Origin of the sequence: Variovorax brevis, assembly GCF_030317105.1 — a bacterium.
Classification (GTDB): Bacteria; Pseudomonadota; Gammaproteobacteria; order Burkholderiales; family Burkholderiaceae_C; genus Variovorax; species Variovorax brevis.
This window is the reverse complement of record NZ_JASZYG010000013.1, coordinates 36,791-56,690: the sequence shown is the minus strand read 5'-3', so window position 1 is coordinate 56,690 and position 19,900 is coordinate 36,791. Positions and strand designations below refer to the sequence as shown.

General features: G+C 66.2%; 21 protein-coding genes and 2 pseudogenes. 11 read left to right on the top strand and 12 right to left on the bottom strand.

The annotated features are described in order from the left end of the window. Positions 1–15 precede the first annotated feature (15 nt). The 6 genes and pseudogenes from QTI66_RS29740 to QTI66_RS29715 all read left to right on the top strand — a co-directional run bounded on the left by QTI66_RS29740 (position 16) and on the right by QTI66_RS29715 (position 4,102). Positions 16–309 (top strand): hypothetical protein, encoded by a 294-nt coding sequence (locus QTI66_RS29740; protein ID WP_286563881.1) that lies wholly within the window; start codon positions 16–18, stop codon positions 307–309. Positions 310–332: 23 nt separating this feature from the next. Further along, positions 333–887, top strand: a complete 555-nt coding sequence (locus QTI66_RS29735; protein WP_286563880.1) for a hemerythrin domain-containing protein — start codon at positions 333–335, stop codon at positions 885–887. Positions 888–896: 9 nt separating this feature from the next. Then, positions 897–2,539: pseudogene (locus tag QTI66_RS29730) on the top strand (SulP family inorganic anion transporter); the annotation flags it as partial. Between the two features lie 150 nt (positions 2,540–2,689). Then, positions 2,690–3,061 (top strand): TraR/DksA family transcriptional regulator, encoded by a 372-nt coding sequence (locus QTI66_RS39645; protein WP_353506244.1) that lies wholly within the window; start codon positions 2,690–2,692, stop codon positions 3,059–3,061. A gap of 74 nt (positions 3,062–3,135) precedes the next feature. Further along, entirely contained in the window at positions 3,136–3,363 is a 228-nt protein-coding gene (locus tag QTI66_RS29720; RefSeq protein WP_286563878.1) for a response regulator, read from the top strand. Between the two features lie 10 nt (positions 3,364–3,373). Next, positions 3,374–4,102, top strand: a complete 729-nt coding sequence (locus QTI66_RS29715; RefSeq protein ID WP_286563877.1) for a Rossmann-fold NAD(P)-binding domain-containing protein — start codon at positions 3,374–3,376, stop codon at positions 4,100–4,102. A gap of 3 nt (positions 4,103–4,105) precedes the next feature. Here QTI66_RS29715 and QTI66_RS29710 read toward each other — a convergent pair whose 3' ends face one another. Genes QTI66_RS29710 through QTI66_RS29700 form a run of 3 tightly spaced genes read right to left on the bottom strand, consistent with a single transcriptional unit; the run spans position 4,106 to position 8,150 of the window. Then, on the bottom strand, positions 4,106–5,470 hold the full coding sequence (locus QTI66_RS29710; RefSeq protein WP_286563876.1) for a phenylacetate--CoA ligase family protein: 1,365 nt from the start codon (positions 5,468–5,470) through the stop codon (positions 4,106–4,108). Between the two features lie 32 nt (positions 5,471–5,502). Continuing rightward, entirely contained in the window at positions 5,503–6,789 is a 1,287-nt protein-coding gene (locus tag QTI66_RS29705) for a thymidine phosphorylase (protein WP_286563875.1), read from the bottom strand. Positions 6,790–6,797: 8 nt separating this feature from the next. Then, positions 6,798–8,150 (bottom strand): MBL fold metallo-hydrolase RNA specificity domain-containing protein, encoded by a 1,353-nt coding sequence (locus QTI66_RS29700; RefSeq protein ID WP_286563874.1) that lies wholly within the window; start codon positions 8,148–8,150, stop codon positions 6,798–6,800. Positions 8,151–8,270: 120 nt separating this feature from the next. Here QTI66_RS29700 and QTI66_RS29695 point away from each other — a divergent pair, with 120 nt between their 5' ends. Further along, entirely contained in the window at positions 8,271–9,311 is a 1,041-nt protein-coding gene (locus QTI66_RS29695) for a bifunctional acetate--CoA ligase family protein/GNAT family N-acetyltransferase (protein ID WP_353506234.1), read from the top strand. A 6-nt stretch (positions 9,312–9,317) separates the two neighbouring features. Here QTI66_RS29695 and QTI66_RS29690 read toward each other — a convergent pair whose 3' ends face one another. Beyond that, positions 9,318–9,899 carry a hemerythrin domain-containing protein gene (locus tag QTI66_RS29690; protein ID WP_286563873.1) on the bottom strand — a complete coding sequence of 194 codons (582 nt, stop codon included), beginning with the start codon at positions 9,897–9,899 and terminating at the stop codon, positions 9,318–9,320. A gap of 170 nt (positions 9,900–10,069) precedes the next feature. On the opposite strand from QTI66_RS29690, the gene QTI66_RS29685 reads away from it, so the two are divergent. Further along, positions 10,070–10,591: a universal stress protein gene (locus QTI66_RS29685; RefSeq protein ID WP_286563871.1), complete on the top strand. Its 522-nt coding sequence runs from the start codon at positions 10,070–10,072 to the stop codon at positions 10,589–10,591. Continuing rightward, a complete protein-coding gene (locus tag QTI66_RS29680) occupies positions 10,588–11,142 on the top strand; it encodes an NUDIX hydrolase (protein WP_286563870.1) in 555 nt (184 codons plus the stop codon). Before QTI66_RS29685 ends, QTI66_RS29680 begins: the two co-directional genes overlap by 4 nt. A gap of 19 nt (positions 11,143–11,161) precedes the next feature. Here the strand turns inward: QTI66_RS29680 and QTI66_RS29675 are convergent, their stop codons facing one another. The 8 genes and pseudogenes from QTI66_RS29675 to QTI66_RS29640 all read right to left on the bottom strand — a co-directional run bounded on the left by QTI66_RS29675 (position 11,162) and on the right by QTI66_RS29640 (position 16,476). Then, positions 11,162–11,401 (bottom strand): DUF6868 family protein, encoded by a 240-nt coding sequence (locus tag QTI66_RS29675; protein ID WP_286563869.1) that lies wholly within the window; start codon positions 11,399–11,401, stop codon positions 11,162–11,164. 135 nt (positions 11,402–11,536) lie between these two features. After that, entirely contained in the window at positions 11,537–12,046 is a 510-nt protein-coding gene (locus QTI66_RS29670; RefSeq protein ID WP_286563868.1) for a universal stress protein, read from the bottom strand. Positions 12,047–12,144: 98 nt separating this feature from the next. Next, positions 12,145–12,399: a universal stress protein gene (locus tag QTI66_RS29665; RefSeq protein ID WP_286563867.1), complete on the bottom strand. Its 255-nt coding sequence runs from the start codon at positions 12,397–12,399 to the stop codon at positions 12,145–12,147. Positions 12,400–12,596: 197 nt separating this feature from the next. Next, positions 12,597–13,232, bottom strand: a pseudogene (locus tag QTI66_RS29660) (AMP-binding enzyme); the annotation flags it as partial. Between the two features lie 166 nt (positions 13,233–13,398). Continuing rightward, a complete protein-coding gene (locus QTI66_RS29655) occupies positions 13,399–14,211 on the bottom strand; it encodes an N-formylglutamate amidohydrolase (protein ID WP_286563866.1) in 813 nt (270 codons plus the stop codon). An 879-nt stretch (positions 14,212–15,090) separates the two neighbouring features. Next, complete coding sequence (locus QTI66_RS29650; RefSeq protein WP_286563865.1) at positions 15,091–15,450, bottom strand: hypothetical protein; 360 nt, start codon at positions 15,448–15,450, stop codon at positions 15,091–15,093. 97 nt (positions 15,451–15,547) lie between these two features. Next, complete coding sequence (locus QTI66_RS29645; RefSeq protein ID WP_286563864.1) at positions 15,548–16,156, bottom strand: DUF4337 domain-containing protein; 609 nt, start codon at positions 16,154–16,156, stop codon at positions 15,548–15,550. Next, positions 16,042–16,476 carry a hypothetical protein gene (locus QTI66_RS29640; protein ID WP_286564012.1) on the bottom strand — a complete coding sequence of 145 codons (435 nt, stop codon included), beginning with the start codon at positions 16,474–16,476 and terminating at the stop codon, positions 16,042–16,044. The genes QTI66_RS29645 and QTI66_RS29640 overlap by 115 nt, the downstream gene beginning before the upstream one ends. Positions 16,477–17,037: 561 nt before the next feature. Between QTI66_RS29640 and QTI66_RS29635 the strand changes: the two genes are divergently transcribed. Further along, complete coding sequence (locus QTI66_RS29635; RefSeq protein WP_286563863.1) at positions 17,038–17,853, top strand: uracil-DNA glycosylase family protein; 816 nt, start codon at positions 17,038–17,040, stop codon at positions 17,851–17,853. Next, on the top strand, positions 17,850–19,643 hold the full coding sequence (locus tag QTI66_RS29630) for an amidohydrolase family protein (RefSeq protein WP_286563862.1): 1,794 nt from the start codon (positions 17,850–17,852) through the stop codon (positions 19,641–19,643). The genes QTI66_RS29635 and QTI66_RS29630 overlap by 4 nt, the downstream gene beginning before the upstream one ends. Positions 19,644–19,900 lie beyond the last annotated feature (257 nt).

Sequence of the window (19,900 nt, the reverse complement as noted above, 5' to 3'; positions counted from 1 at the left end):
GAAGGGCAGGAAGCCATGCGTGCGGACCGCGGCCTCTACAACCTGCACCTGACCTTTGCCGAAGCCAATGGGGCCTATGCGGCCGGCGTCTACGTCGTCGTCCGGCGCGTGGATGGCGTGGGCATGTTCGGCCCCTTCGCCGACAGCGGTCCCTTCTTTTTCATCGCCCTGGATCCGGGCGCCTGGGCCGTGAGCGCGACGTATAACGGTGCGACCCAAGTGCGCACGGTCAATGTGGGGCGCGGCGCCACCGACGCCACCTTTTACTGGCCCGCGACATCACCGGAACGACGCGATGTCGACCCATGACTGGCACTCCATCCAGGGGCGCCATGACCACCAGCCTCATTCCCCGATGGCATGCAGAGCATGTCAACTTCTCGCGGCTCCTGAACGTTCTGGACGAGCAACTGACCCGCTTCCACGACGATGGCTGCCCGGACTACGACCTGATGCTCGACGTCGTCACGTACCTGCGTGATTTTGGCGACCGCTCGCACCACCGCTTCGAGGACGCGGCCTTCGCACGGCTGCTGCAGCATGATCCCGCTCTGCGCTTGGCGATCAACCGCCTCAAGCAGGAGCACCGGGCGATGGCGGTGGCCGGCGAAGAACTCGTCCATCGCCTGCAGGACATCATTTCGGACGGGGTGGTCTTGCGCTCGAGCGTGGAGGCCGCCGCAGCGCTCTATCTGGTGTATTACCGGCACCACCTGGCCACCGAGGAGCGACAGATCCTGCCGCGCGCTGCGCAATTGCTGACGCCCAAGGACTGGCGGGAGATTGCGAAAGCAGCGCCCAGCTCGGCCGGTCCCCTGTTCGGTGAAGGCCAGGGCCAGGACTATCGCGAACTTCGCAGGCACATGGCCGCGGAGACGCACGCATAGCGCAACGCCATGCGCGGGGCGTCACGCCAGCGCCTGCCAGGCTCGCGCACCCTGCGCACCTACGGGCGCGCGTGGCTGCGCAACATCGTGGCCGCAGGGCTTGCACTGACGCCATGCTGGTGCCGATGGGCATCGCTTATGCCGAGGCATCCGGCGTCAAAGGCATCCATGGTCGTTATGCGACCATCGTGCCGCTGCTGGCCTGCGCCGTGTTCGGCCCCAGCCGCGTTCTCGTGCTGGGCCCCGATTCCGCTCTCTCGGCGTTGATCCTCACCGTTGTCGCACCGCTTGCGGCCGGCGATCCCAGGAGGGCGATCACGCTGGCGAGCGCCATGCCGTCGTCCCGGGGGTCATCTGCATCGCCGCAGGGCTCGCGAAACTGGGCTTCGTCACTGAACTGCTCTCCAAACCCATTCGATATGGTTTCATGAATGGCATCGCGCTCACGGTGATCGTGAGCCGGTTGCCCAGGCTCTTCGGCCTTTCCGTGGATGCGTATGGCGTGCAAGGCCAGGCCTGGGACTTTGCCCAAGGCTTGCTCGCAGGACGGACCAATCTCGCTGCGCGTCTTGTCGGCGCGGGAATGCTCGCGCAGTTTTCCTGTTGCAGCGCCACCCGCGCGTGCCGGCCGTTCTTATCGGGATGGTGGGGGCCACATTGGCCGCGGGCCTGTTCGACCTGCCCTCGCGCGCCAGCGTGTCGGTGCTCGGTCCGCTGCCTCAAGGCCTGCCGGTGCCCACGCTCCCGCTCATCGGCGTGGATGACATCACCCCGGCGTTGCTGGGTGGTCTTGCGGTGGCGCTGATGTCTTTTGCCGACACCAGCGTGCTCTCGCGCGTTGACGTGGCCAGGGATGCGATTGCCCGTGGCGCCAAACCAGGAAATGACCAGGCTGGGCATCGCCAATCGGGCCACGGGGCTCTTCCAGGGCATTCCGGTCAGCAGCAGCGCTTCGCGCACGCCCGTTGCGCAGGCCGCCGGCGCACGCACGCAACTTACCGGCGTTGTCGCGGCCCTCGCCATCATTGCGCTCCTGCTGCTGACGCCCGACCTCCTGCTGTTCATGCCGGCCGCGGCACTCGCGGCGGTGGTGATCGCGGCCGCCAGCCTCATCGAAGTCAAGGACCTGCGCGGCATCTACCGCATCCAGCGCTGGGAGTTCTGGCTGTCGATCATCTGTCTGGCCGGTGTTGCGCTGCTCGGTGCGATCCCCGGTATGGGCCTGGCGGTCGTCTTCGCCGTCATCGAGTTCCTCCGGGACGGCTGGCGCCCGCATTCGCCCGTACGGGGGCGGGTGGACTACGTCAAGGGCTAACCACGTCCTGAGCCGCTATCCCCAAGCCCAACGCATCGACGGCCTGGTGCTCTTCCGCTGGGATGCGCCCCTGTTCCTTGCGAATGCGGAACTCTTCAGCGAACGCGTGCAGGCTGCCGTGGCGTGTTCGCCCACGCCGGATCGCACGGTCGCCGTGGCCGCAGAGCCCGCGACCAGCGTCGACGTGACGGCTGCGGACATCATCGGTGAACTGGACGAACGCCTGCATGCCGAAAGCATCGGGTTGTGGTTCGCGGAGATGAAGGACCCGGTCATGGACAAGATCAAGCGTTTCGGGCTCTTTGCGCGCCTCGGAGCCGACAACTTCCATCCCACGCCGGGCGGAGGCGGTGCACGCCTGCCTGGCCCGCCATCCAGTGGCGTGGGAAGACTGGGAGGATGCGCGCGGCATCCATTGACGCAGCGCAAGGCGCGCTGCAGTGAACCGGAGATCATCAACCATCCCATCCACTCCCGGCCGCAAGCCATGAAACACCTGACGACCGCAGACAGAACCGCATTGGCAACGCGTCTTGGAACCATGAAACGCGAAGTGCTGGACGAACTGCGCGAGAGCGCCCCGATGGCCCACACCAGCACCTTCGTCGCCGACCGCGAAGTCCACTCCCGCCCGGATGACGCAGAAATCGAGCGCGAAAGCGAAATGCTCCAGGCGGAGATCGAGATCGACAGACAGCGCCTTCATGACATCGAGCAGGCCGAACAGCGCCTTGCCACGGGGCGCTACGGCCTGTGCGACGAATGTGGAGAAGAGATAGGGCGTGAGCGACTGCTCGCACAGCCCATCGCCACGCGTTGCGCAGCGTGCCAAAGAGTGTCCGAAAAGCAGCACCGGTGACCGGCCCGGGCGGGCATCGTGCTCCTCGTATTGCCTTGTTGTTGTGGCGCAAGCGCAGGGCTGCGATTTCGCCCGTGAACACGACGACCCACCTTGCCGTGCTCGATGACGAGCCGGACATAACACAACTATTGGCAGCCTATCTTGGAAGCAACGGCTTTCGCGTCAGCCAGGTCCACTTCGGCGCGGCCCTGATGGACCTGATGGCGTGCGACCCTTCCAAGCTCGTGCTGCTCGATCTTGGATTGCCGGGCGAAGACGGCTTTGCCATCGCCCGCCGTTGCCCGCGGCGCAGGCCCTAAGGTTGCCCCTGTGATCACGACGCCGTCCCTTGCCCCCGTTCTTGTTTCGTCAAGCCAGCCGCTTGCGGCCGCAGGCATTCTGGAGCTCTTCGCCGCGGCGCGTCGCATCGGTGCGAGTTTTCGCGCGAGCGCTTCGTTCAAGCCCCTGGCGGGCAAGAACATGGCGCTCATGTCTGCCGCCGACCCGCCGTCCAGGCCGACCCCCTTGCAGCGGGCCGCGCAGGAACTCGGCGTCCGCGTGGCGTGGGTGCGCTTTCTTGATACCGGCATGCCGCTGGACATCAGGGCACTGGGCCGGGCGCTGGGGCGCATGTATGACGCCATCGATTGCGAGTCATTGCCTGCACCGACGGTACGCGAGATCGCGCACTCGGCGGGCGTCCCCGTTTTTGACGGCCTGGATCAGGACGACCATCCGGTACACGCCATCGCCGACCTGATGACGCTGTACGAGCATCCCCTGCCACCCGCCACACCCCTGTCCATCCGCTTGCTGGGCGACCCGGATGCATCACGGGGCCGCGCTTTCATGTCCGCGGCGCACCAGATCGGCTTCGACGTGCTGGCCGGCGAGGCGCACCCCTCCGCCTGCAACGACGCCACCTTCGTGGTCGACGCCACGCACCCGCTCACCTGGCCGATGCATGCGCGTGGCGCCCCGCTCGACGAAGGGCGACGCGCAGACAACCACCGCAGCGTGATGCAGGCGGTGCTGGTGGACACCCTCTCGCGCGCCTGAAAGTCAGTGAAGGGCCACGACCACCCGCTGGATCTTGCCGCCGCGACTGCAGTGAATGGGCTCCCCGAACTGGCAGTGGATCTGCACGCCGTGCGCCCCCTGGGCCTCCAGGAAAGACCCGAGCGCACGGCGGGCGCGCCGCAGCGCGAGTTCGCCCGTTGAGCCCTGCAGCCCGGTGCGCAACAGCAGATCCGTGGCGCCCCGCTGCACGAGCTGGAAATCGAACAGCGAGGCCTCTTCTTCGAGCACGGTGCTCAGCGCCAGGGGCAGCAGGCTCACGGTTTTGGAGCCAGCCGCGCCCAGGTCCAGTGTTTCTTCGCTACGGCCTTGGACCTCGATCACCGGCAAAGACGAGCCGCATTCGCACGGCGCCGCATGCTGCGTCACGCGATCGCCGATGTCGTAGCGAATCAGTGGTTGCACATGGTTGGCCAGGTTGGTCAACAGCGCCGTCGCGCCCGCCTGTCCCGCTGGCACGGGATGGCCGTGCCGGTCGACCGATTCCAGGATGGCCCAGTCGCTGTTCAGGTGCAGTCGCCCCCGCGTGCATTCAGACGCCAGCGCCAGGAACTCGGAGGCGCCATAGCTGTTGGCCACCGCGCATCCGAAGGCGCACTGCACGAATCGACGTTTCGCGGGCGAGAAATCCTCGCCACCGGTCCACACCTCGTGCGGCGAGGCTTCGAGACGGCCTTCGGCGCGCTCCTGCGCGAGCAGCACGGCCGCGCTGGGATAGGTGGCGATCACGGTGGGCGCGAGTGCATTGAGTTGCGCCACCAGCTCGCCCACGGGCTGCAAGAAGGAAATGCTGTGCAACTGGCCCGACATGGCAGGGTTCAGGCGCCGCAGCCGCTCGATCGACACCGTGCTCGCAAAATGACCGCCGATCGCGCCCACGAAGGCAATTCGCTCCGCCAGGCTCCACGGGTCCAGCAGGCGCTGCAGGGGGCGAAGCACCGGGCGGCGCAGCGCCTCCAGCGCATCGTAGACCGCCATGGCCTGCGCGTCCTGCACAAAGATGCCCGGCTCGCCGGTGCTGCCCGAACTCTCCCACACCACATAGCGGCCCAGGTGCGGCTCGGCCAGGCGTGCCCGGTCGTCCGTGAAGCGCCGAAGCGCGTCCAGTTTCAGATGCGGGTCGGCCACCCAGTCATCGAAGTGGCGCATCAGGTGCGCCTTGTGCATGACGGGCAGGTCCTGCAGGCGCAGCGATGCCGGGTCGCGGCCTCCCAGCAGTTCGCGGTACATCGGTGAATTCCGGGCTGCAGACGACAGCAATTCGGCCAGTCGCGTGGTGCGCCGGGAAGCCAGTGCTTCGGGGGAGGCATGCGACGCCATCGCGACGTCGAGTGCGATGGAACCCGACATCCAGGGGTCGAGGGGAGCAAGCGGCACAGGGCTCATCGCTGTCTTTCAATGTCGATCTGAAACGCAGGCGCCTGTGAGTCCTCTACGCGCACCTGAAGCGTGGCGCCGGCGGCGGGGTCGCGCGGGGCGCCGGCGAGCTTGGCCGCGCGTGTGACCAGGCGCGTGTCGATGCCGCGCACGACGCCCGCGTGCCGCGCCTCCACGCTGAAGCGATGGGCCGCCTTCGGCGGCTCGCGCAGGTCGGCGGGCGCGTCGGCGCGGCGTTCCAGCACGGCCAGCACGTCCGCCGCCTCCAGCGCCGGGCCGATGCCGCGGCCCACCGGCTGCCGGCCGTCCGTGAAGGCCGTGACGACAAGCAGGCCCAGCGCGGCGCCCACCGCCACGAGGCTTTGCGACAGTTGCCCTGCTGCCGCCACGCCGCGCACCTTGGCCAGCGGTCCCACAGGAATATCGATCAGCACGCGCTGCGATCCCACCGCGACCTTCTTGGACAGGATGGAGGCCACCAGCAGGCCTTCGCTGTCGATGTTGAGGGGCCGCTCCACCCGGATCAGCATGTCGTCTGCGGGACTGATGCGCGTGGCGCCACCCCACGCGATGCAGCCACCTTCGCGTTCCACGACGCGGCGCATGGCGGCCACGTCCAGGTTCAATGGCGCGAGCGTTTCCATGGCGTCGGCCGTGCCGGCCGCCGAGGTGATCGCGCGCGACGAGGTCTTGGGCATGGTCACGCCGCAGGCGGCCACGATGGGCACCACGATGAGCGGGGTCCGGTTGCCGGGCAGCCCGCCGATGCAATGCTTGTCCACCACCGGCGACACGCCCCAGTCGATGCGCTCGCCCACGTCCACCATGGCGCGCGTGAGGGCCACCGTTTCGCCCATGTCCAGTCCGCCTCCGGCGCACACCGTCACGATGGACGCGAGGTGGATGTCGGACACACGGCCATGGCTCACGTCATCCATCAACGGCCGCAAGCCCTCGTAGCCAAAACGGGTGCCATGTACCTTCGCGCGCAGGTGTGCCAGCGACTCCAGCAAGGGCGGATGGCGCACCACGACCGGATCACCGTCGCAGGCGCCCAGCAGCGTCCAGCCCACTTCCGACAGCGCGATCTCGTCACGGCCGAGCCACTCGCGATCTACGTGGTGCAGGATGGCCAGCAGATGGCGGCCGCCGGACACCAGTTCCACCTGTGCCTGCGACTGGAAGCCCTCGGCACGGCAGACCGGACAGTCGCTGCGCATGTACACCACCGGCTGCTGGTAGGTGTCGATGCCGGCGCGGCGCGCCAGCAGATGATTGGCGGGCCTGGACATGCGGCCCTTCAGAGTTCGCGCGACTCCAGGTACTCAGGCACAGTCACCGCCCAGCCGTGGCGCTCCTCGATCGCCAGGCGCAGTGCATCGGCCGCCACGGGCTCGCCATGCGTCACGAACACGCGCTTCGGCGCAGGCAGGGCGCCGATCCAGGCCAGGAGCTGCTCGCGGTCCGCGTGCGCCGACAGGCTGTCGAGGTTGGCCACCTCGGCGCGGATGGGCACGTACTCGCCATGGATCTTGACCGAGGCGGCGCCGGCCACCATGGCCGCGCCACGGGTGGCCGCCGCCTGGAACCCGACGAAGAGGATGGCGTTGCGCGCATCGGGCGCATAGGCCTTGATGTGGTGGAGCACCCGCCCGCCGGTCGCCATGCCACTGGCCGACACGATGATCGACGGGTAATCGAGCGCGTTGAGCCGCCTCGACTCTTCCTGCGTGTTGACGAAGGTGATGCCCTGGCTCATCGCCGCGCATTGCGCGGCGTCCAGGCGCAGTTCGTCCAAGTGATGCCGGAAGATGCGCGTGGCATCCGCCGCCATGGGACTGTTGAGGTAAACCGGAACATCCGGGATGCGCCGCGCCTCCTTGAGCAGGTGGATGCAATAAAGGATGGTTTGCGCGCGCCCCACCGCGAAGGAGGGAACCACGATGACACCACCCCGCGCGGCCGTGCGGTTGATGACCGCCGCCAGCGCAGCGAGCACGTCGACGTCTCGGTGGATGCGGTCGCCGTAGGTGGACTCGATCACCACGTAGTCGGCAGGCTCGGGCTGCTGCGGCGCGCGCATCACGAGGTCGTCGCTGCGGCCGAGATCGCCTGAAAAGAGGATGCTGCCGCCCGGCCAGACGATGCGTGCGCTGGCCGCGCCCAGGATGTGACCGGCGCGGCGCAACCGCCATTTCCAGCCGGGCCACGGCACGTGCACGGTGTCGAAGCCGATGGGCTCGAAGTGCTTCAACGCCTTGCGCGCATCGTCTTCGGTGTAGAGCGGCAGCGCGGGCTGGTGCTTCGAATGGCCATGGCGATTCGCGAAGTCGGCTTCCTCCTCCTGCAGGCGGCCAGAGTCGGGCAACAGGAGTTCGCACAGTGCATGCGTGGCCTGTGTGCAATACACCGGTCCGTTGAAACCCATCTGGACGAGCCGGGGGATGAAGCCGCTGTGGTCCATGTGGGCGTGCGTGAGCAGCACCGCGTCGACGCTGGCGGCGTCGAACGGCAGCGGCTCCCGGTTGCGCAAGCGCAATTGCTTCAGGCCCTGGAACAGCCCACAGTCCACCAACAGTCGCTTGCCGCCGTGTTCCAGCAGGTATTTGGAGCCGGTGACGGTGCCGGTGCCGCCGATGAACTGGATGCGCATGGACCTGTCTCCTTGATGAGTGCAGCGTGACACCTCGCCGGCCATCCGGGTTGATCTTCGTCAAGTGACGCCCGGAGAGAGCACGGATGATGACGCTCAACAATCCTCCGGGGGCTTGCCTTGAGCATTCGCCATCTCGATCAACTTTTGTCGCCCGCATCCGTCGCGATATTTGGCGCTTCGGAGCGCCCCGGCAGCGTGGGCGCCACCGTCTGGCGCAACGTGCGCGCGGGGCGCTTCACCGGTGCCATCTACCCGGTCAATCCGAAGCATGCGCAGGTCGCAGGGGTGCGCACATTCGCCAAGGCCGCCGACTTGCCCGCCCCGCCGGACCTGGCGATCCTGTGCACGCCGGCACACACCATTACGCATCTTGTGGTGGAACTGGGCGCACTCGGCACCCGCGCGGTGCTCATCGTGACCGCGGGACTGGACGCGCGCCAGAAGCAGGCCACGCTGGATGCGGCACGGCCGGGGCTCGTGCGGCTGCTGGGGCCCAACTGCATCGGGCTGTTGAGCCCGCACATTGGCCTCAATGCGAGCTTTGCACAGGCCGATGCGCTGGCCGGTGAGGTGGCCTTCGTGTCGCAGTCCGGCGCGTTGGCCACGGCCACGCTGGACTGGGCGAAGGGCCGCGGCATCGGCCTGTCGCATCTCGTCTCCCTCGGCGACCATTGCGACGTCGATTTCGGCGACCTCCTGGACTACCTGGCCAGCGACGCGAAGACCCGCGCCATCCTGCTGTACATCGAATCCATCCAGTCACCGCGCAAGTTCATGTCGGCCGCGCGCGCCGCAGCCCGCAACAAACCGGTGATCGTGGTGAAAGCCGGCCGCGCCGGCAATGGAGTGGGCGTCAACACGCAGGGGCAACAGGAAACGCTGGGGGTTGGCCGCGCCGTGAGCGACCCGGATGGGGTAGAGGCCGAGTTCGCCCTTCTCGTGCGCTCGGACCTCAAGGGACAAGGGCTCGGCAAGCTCCTGTTGAACCAGTTGATCGAGCATGCGCGCAGCCGCGGCATCGAGCGGCTGGTCGGCAATGTGCTGCGGGAGAACACGCGCATGCTGAAGCTCTCGCGCAGCGCTGGTTTTGAAGACGACCGCAGCGAGGCTGCGGCGTCCGACCAGCGGCGCGTGGTGTTGAGCCTGAATGGCGGTTGAAAGCCCTCAGGCTTGCGACCCCAGCCCGATGGGCGCGGGAACCCGGTTGACGATGCGCGTGAACAAGGCCCGGTATTCCTCTTCCGGCTCGCAGCCCGTGAGCGGGTCGCAGTTCTTGCGGAAAGCGTCGTCGAGTTCGGCCCAGTCCTCCTCGGTCAACACGCGTTCGGCCAGCGGGAGGATCTCCCGTTCTTCCAGCGCCATGTGCGCGAGGTAGAAGTCGGCGTAGCGCTCCACCGCTGTTTCGAACTGGTCACGCCGCGATTCACCCAGCATCTCGAAGGCCAGCAGGGCGTGCTCCACGTTGCGGATCTTTCGCTCGCCGCGTTCGTGGTCGTCGTCCAGCCGGTCGAGCAGTTCGCGCGAGATTGGGGTGCGCGCCCGCAGCCTGGGAAAGAGCAATTCCGACTCCTTGCGGTGATGGCGCTTCTCCGGAAACTCGTCCACGTAGAAGAGCATCGCCCGAAGCGATGCGAAATCCGGCATGGTGCCTTTGCGGCGGTGCTCGGCCAGCAACATGAGGATGGAACGCAGCATGGCCGACAGCGCTGCGTGCTCGTCGCGAATTATGCGGGTTGTCTCGTGCATTTGATGTGCTCCTGTTCAGGGCTCCAGCGTCGCGCATCCGCCCGGCGGCGGCCTTGTTGCAGATCAAGGCAAGCGACTGCCCCGCGACATCGCTCTGGATTGCGCCAGATCAAGTCGAAAGCCCGGCGGCATTTACATACTGGCGGCATCCACACCCCCCGGAGCCCTCCATGTACCAACGCATCCTCGTTCCGGTCGACGGCAGCGAAACGTCGAACCTCGGCCTTGCCGAAGCCATTCGCCTCGCGCAGATGACAAAGGGCCAACTGCGCCTGCTCTACGTGATCGACGAACTCTCCTTTGCGATGTCGATGGATGCCTACGCGGGCTACGCCGGCGACTGGCTCAACACGCTTCGCTCCAATGGCATGCGGCTGCTCGAACAGGCCAGCGCCACGGCCCAAAAGGCCGGCGTTCCTGCGGAGACAGTGCTGCACGACAAGTTCAACGGGAAGCTGGCCGACTCGGTCGCGTCGGAAGCAGTGCAGTGGGCCGCCGACCTGATCGTGCTCGGCACGCACGGCCGCCGCGGCATCGGGCGATTCGTGATGGGCAGCGGCGCGGAAAACGTTCTTCGCACCGCACCGGTGCCGGTGCTACTGGTGCGCACGCCCGGGGCCGTCTCGGTGATCGAGGCCGAGCAGGCAGCGCTGCGGGTCAGTCTCCCATCGGCTGCGCTTGCAATGGAATGAGCAAGCCATCCGGCGCCATGCCGAATGCCGGTCTTGCGCCAGCCGCCACGCGGCGGACGATCCTTCGCATACCAGCAACGCCCCGGCGATCCGCCACCCAGAGCGCCGGTCTGCTCATGTACCGGCGCACGGGTTCTGCCGTCGAGGTTTTTCTGGTGCATCCGGGCGGCCCCCTCTGGGTCAGGCGTGACCTGGGCGCGTGGTCCATTCCCAAGGGTGAGTTCGTTGCCGGCGCCGAAGCCGGGCTGGACGCCGCCAGGCGCGAGTTCTTTGAAGAGACGGGGTTCGCACCCGGCACCCATTGCGCAAGCCTCGGCGAAGCGCGGCTGCGCAGCGGCAAGTTGATCCATGCCTGGGCCTTCGAAGGCGATGCCGACCCGTCCAGGATCGTCTCGAACACCTTCGACATCGAATGGCCGCCACGCTCGGGGCAGCTCAGGACATTTCCCGAAGTCGATCGCGCCGCCTGGTTCACGATCGAGGCGGCGCGCGTCCGCATTCACGAAGGGCAACAGGTGTTTGTCGAACGGTTGCTGACCCTCGTGTCATGACCCATCACTGCGCATGCGGTCAAAGGAGGCGCAGGGCCACGAATGGCACGAGATTGAAAAGAAGTATCGCGACCTTGTAAGCCACCATGCCCGCATAGTGAATGCCATCGAAGCGCTCACGGGAGATGTGAAAGAAATTACCGTGCAGACGGAACATCCATTCATGCGCGAAGCTGAATGCGACGAACCATGCAATCAACATCGAATAGTTGATCAGCGTGCAGCCCAACAGGAAGGCGCTCCAGATCTGTATGCGCATCGCTTGCGTCCGTGCCACCGTCACGAGCTATTCAGGCCGGCCGCGACGAGCAACGCCGTCGCGCAAAGCGTGAGCAAAACGAAGGCGATCAGTTGGCGGATGGTTTGAGTCGTCATGGCAATCTTGGCCCCGACCTCAGATGAGCACCGTGACACGTTCCGGGACGCCTGCTGCGGCGGACGCAGCCCCGGCATCCGCTTGGGGCGCCCTCACCAGCAGCACAGGCACCGGGGACAGGCGAAGGATCTGTTCCGCATCGCTCCCGAGCAAGAGCCGGCCGACGCCGTGGCGGCCGTGCGTGCCGATGACAATCAGGTCGGCCTTCCACACCTTGGCCTGCTCGATGACGACATCGCAGACACGGTCGGCCAGCGATGTGAACAGCAAAGTCTCAGCCTGGATACCGGCCGCCTTCGCAATTTCGCGGCCCTCCTGGAGGATCTGCTCGCCGGCCTCTTCCATGATGGGCAGCAGGTCCGAGTCGTAGGCCGAGAAGGTTTCGAAGCCCGTCACGTACTTGAGCTGGTCGACGATGTGCACGAGCCGCACGCTGCCGCCGCTGAGCCGGGCCAGCCGCAACGCCTCGTCCAGGCCCTGCCGCGACGTCGAACTGCCGTCAATGGGAACGAGAATGCGTTGATACATGGGGCACTCCGGAGGCGTGGATGAAGTGGTGCCAGTGTCGGTCGTCGCGGGGCGCGGGATCTTGATGCACATCAAGCGCTGGGCGCGCGCGCCCGGCTTCAGCGAATCACCAGCACCGGGACGCTGCAACTGGCCAGAACCTGGGTGGCCACCGAGCCGAGCACCAGGTTGGCGAAGGCACCTTGGCCGTGCGAACCGATCACGACGAGGTCGAAGCCGCCTTCTTGCGCCAGCTTTGCGATCGCGGCGGAGGGGTGGCCTACCTTGTGAAGGTACTGCGCTTCGATGCCACCCGACCAGAAACTCGCGCACCGGGTCGAGCACCGCCTTCGCGTCGTCCTCGTAGTAGGCATGGACCAGGTCCGGCCCGGCCAGGGCCGCCGCGCGGCGTGGCACGGCGAACACGCCATGAAAGAACGTGCAGCTGGCCCCTTCGCCGAACCAGCTCTTGTGCGTGGTCACGAAAGACAACATGCGCCGAGTGAATTTTCTGCCGTCCACAGCCAGCAGGATTTTCATGCTCGAGTCTCCTTGAGAGGGCACAGAACGCTCAGTGCACTTCTGACAACTGGTTGAGGATCTCGGGGTTCTCCAGCGTGGAGATGTCCTGCGTGATCGCCTCACCCTTGGCCACCGGGCGCAGCAGGCGCCGCATGATCTTGCCGCTGCGCGTCTTGGGCAGGTTGTCGGCAAAGCGCACATCGCGGGGCTTGGCAATGGGACCGATCTCCTTGTCGACCCAGTTGCGCAACTGCGCGGCGAGCTTGTCGGCCGCCCCGCCCGTCGGGCGCGGGCCCTTGAGCACGACAAAGGCGCACACGGCCTCACCGCTCGTCTCGTCGGGCCGGCCGACGACGGCCGCCTCGGCCCCCAACTCAGTGCATGACACGAGCGCCGATTCGATCTCCATCGTGCCCATGCGGTGGCCGCTCACGTTGAGCACGTCGTCGATGCGTCCGCCGATGGTGAAGTAGCCCGTTTCGCGGTCGCGTGCGGCGCCGTCGCCGGCCAGGTAGTAGCCGCGCAGCTCCTGCGGGAAGTAACTCGCGCGGTAGCGCGCATCGTCGCCCCAGATGGTGCGGATCATGGCGGGCCACGGCTTCTTGATGACCAGCAGTCCGCTCTGCACCAGGCCTATCAACTGGCCTCCCTGGATGGCAGCGCGCTGAAACGGCAAGGTACCCGAGGTAGTTCGTCGGCGGCCGCCCGCCTTGGCACCGGTGCCATTCTGATGGCCGCACAATCGTTCGCCTGAGCACCACCTGCAGATCCGCGGTGGCGGACTGCTGGACGGCGTCATGCGACGTGATGGAAACCGTGGTATTGCACTGCTCCTGTGCGTGGGTCGCGGGTCAGGAACCGAAAGCGCCGAAACGCGAGACGAGCGCCGTGGTCAAGGTGTGCGAATCGGCATAGCGGCCCACGAGGTTGCCGAACGCGAAGGCCAGCACTTCGATCAGTCGCCCGCGTTCGGTGGGATCGATACGCAACGGCCTCGTGATTTCCAGCTGCATCGCGTCGAGCCCGTCGGGATGGGAACTGCCGTACGTCCTGATTGTGAAACCGCCGTTGAACTGCGGCACCTCGGTGCCGTTGGGGTCCGGCGGCGAGACGCGGTAGCCACCGGCCTCAAGGAAGCCGCGCAAGCTACGCCTGCGCGCCAACACTTGCGGGTCCGCAGCGCGCAACCGCGCGATGCCGTCCTCCTCATCTCGCGCCGTTCCGAGGAAGATCTGTGCCGGATCCGACGCAATACCTTGCGTTCCGTGGATGTCGAACAGAAGGCCCAGCCCGCCGTTGTCGGCGCGGATCTCGTCGACGAAGGCGCGCACAGTGTCGTGGTACTCGTCGTAGAACGGTGCTGCCGCGTCGACCTCGAAGCCGCATTCCCGCGACCGGTTGGCGTCGATGAACTTGCGATGGAACTCGGCGATCACGACATAGGGCGCCTCGCCGAAGATCTCCAGCACGCGCTGCGCCACCCCTGCGGCGACCAGGTTGGTGTCGACGTCGCGCGACGACTCGAAGATGCACCCCTGGCGGCCGCTGCGCGGCAGCACGCCCGCAACATCGGCCACACCGCCGTGCGGACAGGTGATGAGCACGGGCAGCGTGCCTCGATGGCGCGCGACCAGGTTTGTTGCGTTGAAATGGATTTGCCACATGAAGTCCTTCCTTTCGGAACGGGGGCGAAGCAGGTTTTTCCTGAAGAGAAGCGTGTCAGCCGGGTGCGGGCTTGTGCGGGCATCGCCGCCTCCACCGTCCGCGTGTTTCGCTTGAAGATGATCTCGTTGAGCCACACGAACAGGCCGCTCAGGTCGGGGCGCGCGGCCTCGCGGCGAACGCGGTCGGGCCGCGGCCGACGGCGTTCAATGCCGATCTTGCGTCGCTGTCGACGCCGTGCATCGCGTACAGCGGCGCGTGCTAGCTTAGCTATCGGCTGCCATGGCGTGTAGTTGCGACTCCATTCCATGGGCAGGGCAGGCCTTTACCATCGCGCACCCTCACCGGCATTGCACGGTCAGGGAACGCGTGATCAGTCTAATTCGACTCGCGGCGGTGCGCATACCCAATTGGGCGGGTGGGAGGGGGTGCGCCCTTGCCCCTGCCCCTTTTGCCAGCGTGACACCAACTTTCAGGATCGACTCTTCCGACGTCACTATCGACGGGCTTCCGTTCGTCGGCGCTGCGGTCATCATCGGACTTCAGCTCGACGCACAGTTGCTGGAGTACCCTTTCGCGGCAAGCACCACCCCAGTTGCTGTTCCTCGCGCGGTTGTGCGCGGCCAACGGTCTACAGATGCGTTGCGCCAGGAGCGGGCGCGGCCGCGACACCCGCCGCCATCGGTGAAACTTGGTCGCACCGCGCCAGCGGAATCAGGTTTGCTTTCCGGAAGGGCCAATCCCTTGCTGCATGCGGCCTGACCGCAAGGTGCGCCAGGCACATGGGACGTCCCACTTTGCCGCCCGTTTGGAACGGATGAACCTTTTCTGCGGCCGGCGCTGGCGCGAGCTGCTGTCTTTTGCCCCGCAGGCGCAGCGACTCAGCGTTTGGCGAACTCGCTGAGCAGCGCTGCGTTGTCCCTGCAGGCCTGACGGAACCCTGAACCGAGGCGCCGGTCAGGCCCCGCCAACCTCCAGAAGGCGAGCGCTGCGCGCGAAGCCGCGGCCCAGGCGGATGCTTCGGCTGGCAGCGGCAGTCGTGGCGCATGGCGGCGAGGCGGCAATTCGCCGCCGCGCACAGGTGCGCATGCCATCGGCAGCATGTCGTAGAGGGGCGCCAGCTGCAGCACATGGACCTGGCTTTGATGGACCGGTCCGAACGACAGATTGCCATCCGGCATGTCGGTATTGCCAATGGGGGCCCGAAGAGCCGATAGGATGCGGTCGATGTCCTGAACCACCAGCCATCCCTTGGGCACCAGCGGTCGCACGGCCAATCCGGGGACGTCCGGCGGCGTCGATGAATGTAGCGTTCAGCGCCGAATGAACGGCCGAAACTCAGATGTGCAGCGCGGCCAGCAGGCCAACCACCAGCCCGGCGGCGGCAACACCGAACATGCTGCGCTCAAGCCATTTCTTGCGCGTCAGCAAGGCGATCGCTGCGAGCGCAATCGACACTTGCAGTACTGTGGTGGCCTGGGCCCAGCGATGGTGTTCGTGCATCTGGGCTTCGGACTTGCGGTCCCAGTCTTCGGCCTCGCCTTCCAGCTTCTGGGCAGAGCTCTGGATTTCTGCCTTCTCCCGTTCGTAGCGCGCGGCCCTCTCCTGCCAGGCCTGCTTGCGGTCGTCGCTCGAGGTATCGCGCGCGAACTCGGCGAGCGATTGCTTCGTGCTCTTGGATTGGTAGTAGTTCCATTGGTTGGACGCCTCGGTCTTCTTGATCGCGGCGTTGTTCTTGTACAGGCCCGCATTGGCCTGGGTGGCCCCACCCATGTACGAAAAGATCGCCCCGACGGTGGCGATGATCGCGGTGCACACCGCAATCTGGCTCGTCATGCCGGCATGGGCGGGTTGGCCTTCTGGCGCCGAAGCGTGATGTGCACCCGACGCTGCGTGCTCCAACTCGTGATCGTGCGGACCGTGCACATGAAAACCGTGACCTGACATGAATACTCTCTTTCTTGGGCGCGTGAAAAATCCAGCGCGGAGTATGGCAGCCCGACACGCGTGGCAAATGCGGGATGGCTGCGCATCGCGCGGGCGCCATCGGGTCGCGTCGATCCCAGCGGCCGGGAGTGTCGGCGGACCACCTCTTCTTCAGGGCAACTTTGAACGCCAGCAAGCGCCCCGATCGGAGGTGCACACGCAGCCCGCGCCAATGGATCAGCACGGACCTCGCGCGCGCCGGCTTCGAACCCGCGCGCCACGTCGGTCAAGCCGGTCACCGCCATGATGTGAACGGGGAACGAATCGACGAGGATGTCCATACTTGGCTTTCACCGTTTGAAAAGCAGTGGGGATCAAACACTCTGGAGGAGACACGCCACAACTTCCGTGCGAGTCATGACACAGGCATCGGGAAGGCGTTGCTCCAGGTTCACATTGGCGTGAATCGGGCCGGCTCTCGTCGTCCCGGGTGGCCGTGAAGCACGCGATCTTCCGGTGTTCTTCACTGGTGACTGGCTGAGGCGCGTTTGGCCGCAAGGTGCTCGGCCGTCGAGCCGGGATCATCCCGGGCGTGCGCCTGGCTGGTGCAGCCTTCCAACGAGCGAGGACGCCGCCGGGATTGCGCGAGAGGATTGGTCGCTGAATGGTCACTTCCCGGCCCTGTCAAGAAGGTTCACCATGGCGGCCAAAACTGCTTGTCGCAGCGAGGGACGCCAGCGGCACCCACAAACCGGACGCCCAGGCGGCGATCCGGACGACATATGCTTTCCCTCCCAGAAAGTTGTATTGCCGCGTTCCGACCTGCGGACTACGCTTGCCAGACGCCCGCCCGCGACCCTTGCGGTGCGCGCGTTCCGCCGCGGTCGTCAGGAGGGAAGCGCATGTCACACCCGTTTGATCCAGGATACGTTGCCGAGCCGTTCCTCACGCTCTGCTCGGACTATCCCGACGCCACCGTCTATCCGGTCGACCAGTTCCGGGTCGAGTGGGGTCCGATCTTCCACCGTGGCCGGCTCGATGGCTCGGCGCGCGTGCTCGTGATCGGTCAGGACCCTGCCCAGCACGAGACCATCATTCGGCGCATCCTCGTCGGCGAGGCCGGGCGCAGGGTGCAGGGCCTGCTGGCCAAGCTCGGCATCACCGCGAGCTACGTGTTCATCAACACCTACCTCTACAGCGTGTACGGCAGCGTCAAGGCCGCGACGCGCAAGAACCCCGCGCTGATCGACTACCGCAACCGCTGGCTGCAGGCCCTGCTGGTTGGGCAAGAAATCGAAGTCGTCGTTGCGCTGGGGCAGGCGGCCGATGCTGCGTGGACCGCTTGGAAGTCAACACCCCAGGGACAGGCGCTTGACGTGGCCTACGCCGCGGTGACGCACCCCACGCAGCCGGAGAGTTCGTCCGGTGGCGACCGGGCCAAGCTTGCGCTCGCCACCACCAAAATGCTGGGCAACTGGAACGCAGCGCTGCAGGCGGTGCATTCGAGCCTGGCGCATCCGGACGCGCCGACGCCCCTTGTGCCCTACGGCGCCGCATGGGCAGAAGGCGATCGCCTGCCGATTCCGGAGATCGACTATCCCGCCGGCCTTCCCGCCTGGATGCGCGACAACGATGGCTGGGCCACGCGCAAAGGCGCGGACGAGTTGGCCAAGCGCCGCAACATCACGATCACGGTGACCAGGGGGGTGCTTGCATGAGCGAGAGAAAGCGAAGCTGGTTTCCGCTCGCCGGAAGCAGGGTCAAGGGCGGCAAGGCGGTAGCGCCCTCGTCTGCCTTGCGTGCCGCCGCAGCCCAGGCTGCTGTACCCATCGACCCGCTCACGAGCCCCCGGATCGCCATCAGCGGTCGGGTGGTGACCATGGACGACAGCTTCAGCGTCAAGAAGGCTGGCGTCGTCTACATCGGCAATGGATCCATCGTGGCCATCCAAAGCAAGGGCGACGCGCCTCCGGCGGGTTTTGAAAATGTTCCCGTCGTCGCGACGCGGGGAACCATCTATCCGGGCCTGATCGAACTGCACAACCACCTGAGCTACAACGCATTGGCTTTGTGGAGTCCGGTACCGAAGCTCTTCAACAACCGCGGGCAGTGGCCCCAGCATCCGGACTACCGCAAACTCATCAGCGGACCGATGACCGTCGTCGGGCAGTACCGCGATCCACAGGGCCAAGCCGCCCTGCTCGCACCTCTGGTGCGCTATGTCGAATGCAAGTGCCTTCTCGGTGGTGTCACGACCAGCCAGGGGATCATGCTCAACAGCAACGCGGGTGTGCAGCGCTACTACCGGGGCATCCTGCGCAACGTGGAGAAGACCGATGACCCCGCGTTGTCCGAGGCACAGGCGCGCATCGCCGACGTGGACGCCAAGGATGCACGCGCGTTCATGGCACGCCTGGGCAAGGAAGACAGTTGCTTTCTGCTGCACATGAGCGAAGGCGTCACGCCAGCGGGCGCCACGACTTCCGAGGCACGAAAGCACTTTCTGGCACTGGAGGTCGCGCCGGACGAGTGGGCCATCAACGATCGCCTGGCCGCCATTCATTCCGCGGGACTGACGGCTGACGACTTCAAGGTGCTCGGCAAGTTCGGCGGCTCGATGATCTGGTCACCCCTGAGCAACCTGCTGCTGTATGGCGGGACGGCGCAGGTGGATGCCGCGCGCGCTGCAAACGTGCGCATCGGCATCGGCAGCGACTGGTCGCCTTCGGGCAGCAAGAACCTGCTCGGCGAACTCAAGGTTGCATGGCTGTATTCACAGCACATGCTCAGTGGCGCCTTCAGCGCCAGGGACCTGGTGGCCATGGCCACGCGCGATGCTGCGGCCATCCTCAAATGGCAGGGTGCGCTGGGTTCGCTGGAAGCCGGCAAACGCGCAGACCTGGTGGTCGTCAACGGCACCAGCGGCGAGCCCTACGAGGCGCTCATCAAAGCCAAAGAGACGTCCATCAACCTCGTGATGATCAACGGCATCGCGCGCTATGGTCTGCCGGCGACCATGAAGGCACTGGGCGCCAGTGGCGAGTCACTCACGGTGGGTGGACGCGACCGCACCATTTTTCTGGAACAGGCGAGCGGCGATCCGGACGTCGCCAAGGTTTCGCTCGGCTCCGCCAAAGCTGCGCTGAAAGAAGCCTTCGCCAGATTGCCGGAACTCGCACGCGAAATCGAGAACCCTCAGGCCATGCCAGCACGAGCCGCGCTGGGTGCCCTGGATGCACCGCGGCCACTCGTGTGGACACTGGCTCTGGACGAGATCAGCAACACGGGCATGGACCAGCGCCCTCGCCTTCCGTTCAACGGTCCGCAGGACTTCACCGGCCCGGCCATGCAAACGGTGGGTCTCGCGGCGCCGAAGCTGTCCAGCATCCTGGTGCCCCTTGAACTGGATCCCCTCACGGTGGCCGATGACCCGAACTTCCTGGAGCACATTGCGGCCGAGCCCAACGTGCCCGAAGCCGTTCGCAAGGGTCTTGCGTCGTTGTACTGAGTGTCCACGCCGTGGCTGGCCTGGCAACGCCTGAGCCCACTTGGACTTTGGATGTGTGTTGAATGAACCGCATGTTCAGGCTTGGTTGTTGTCTTCACGCGCACGCGCGAACTGCAAAGACGGGCCGTAGTCGACCTTTACCACGCGGCGATCAAGCTCGGCCGCACGCCCGGGCCGCTTCCGTTCGCCGCGCCCACGTTGAGGCAGCACACGGCGATGGTGGATGCGTCCAAAGTGCAGGGTGCGTTGTGCGCGCT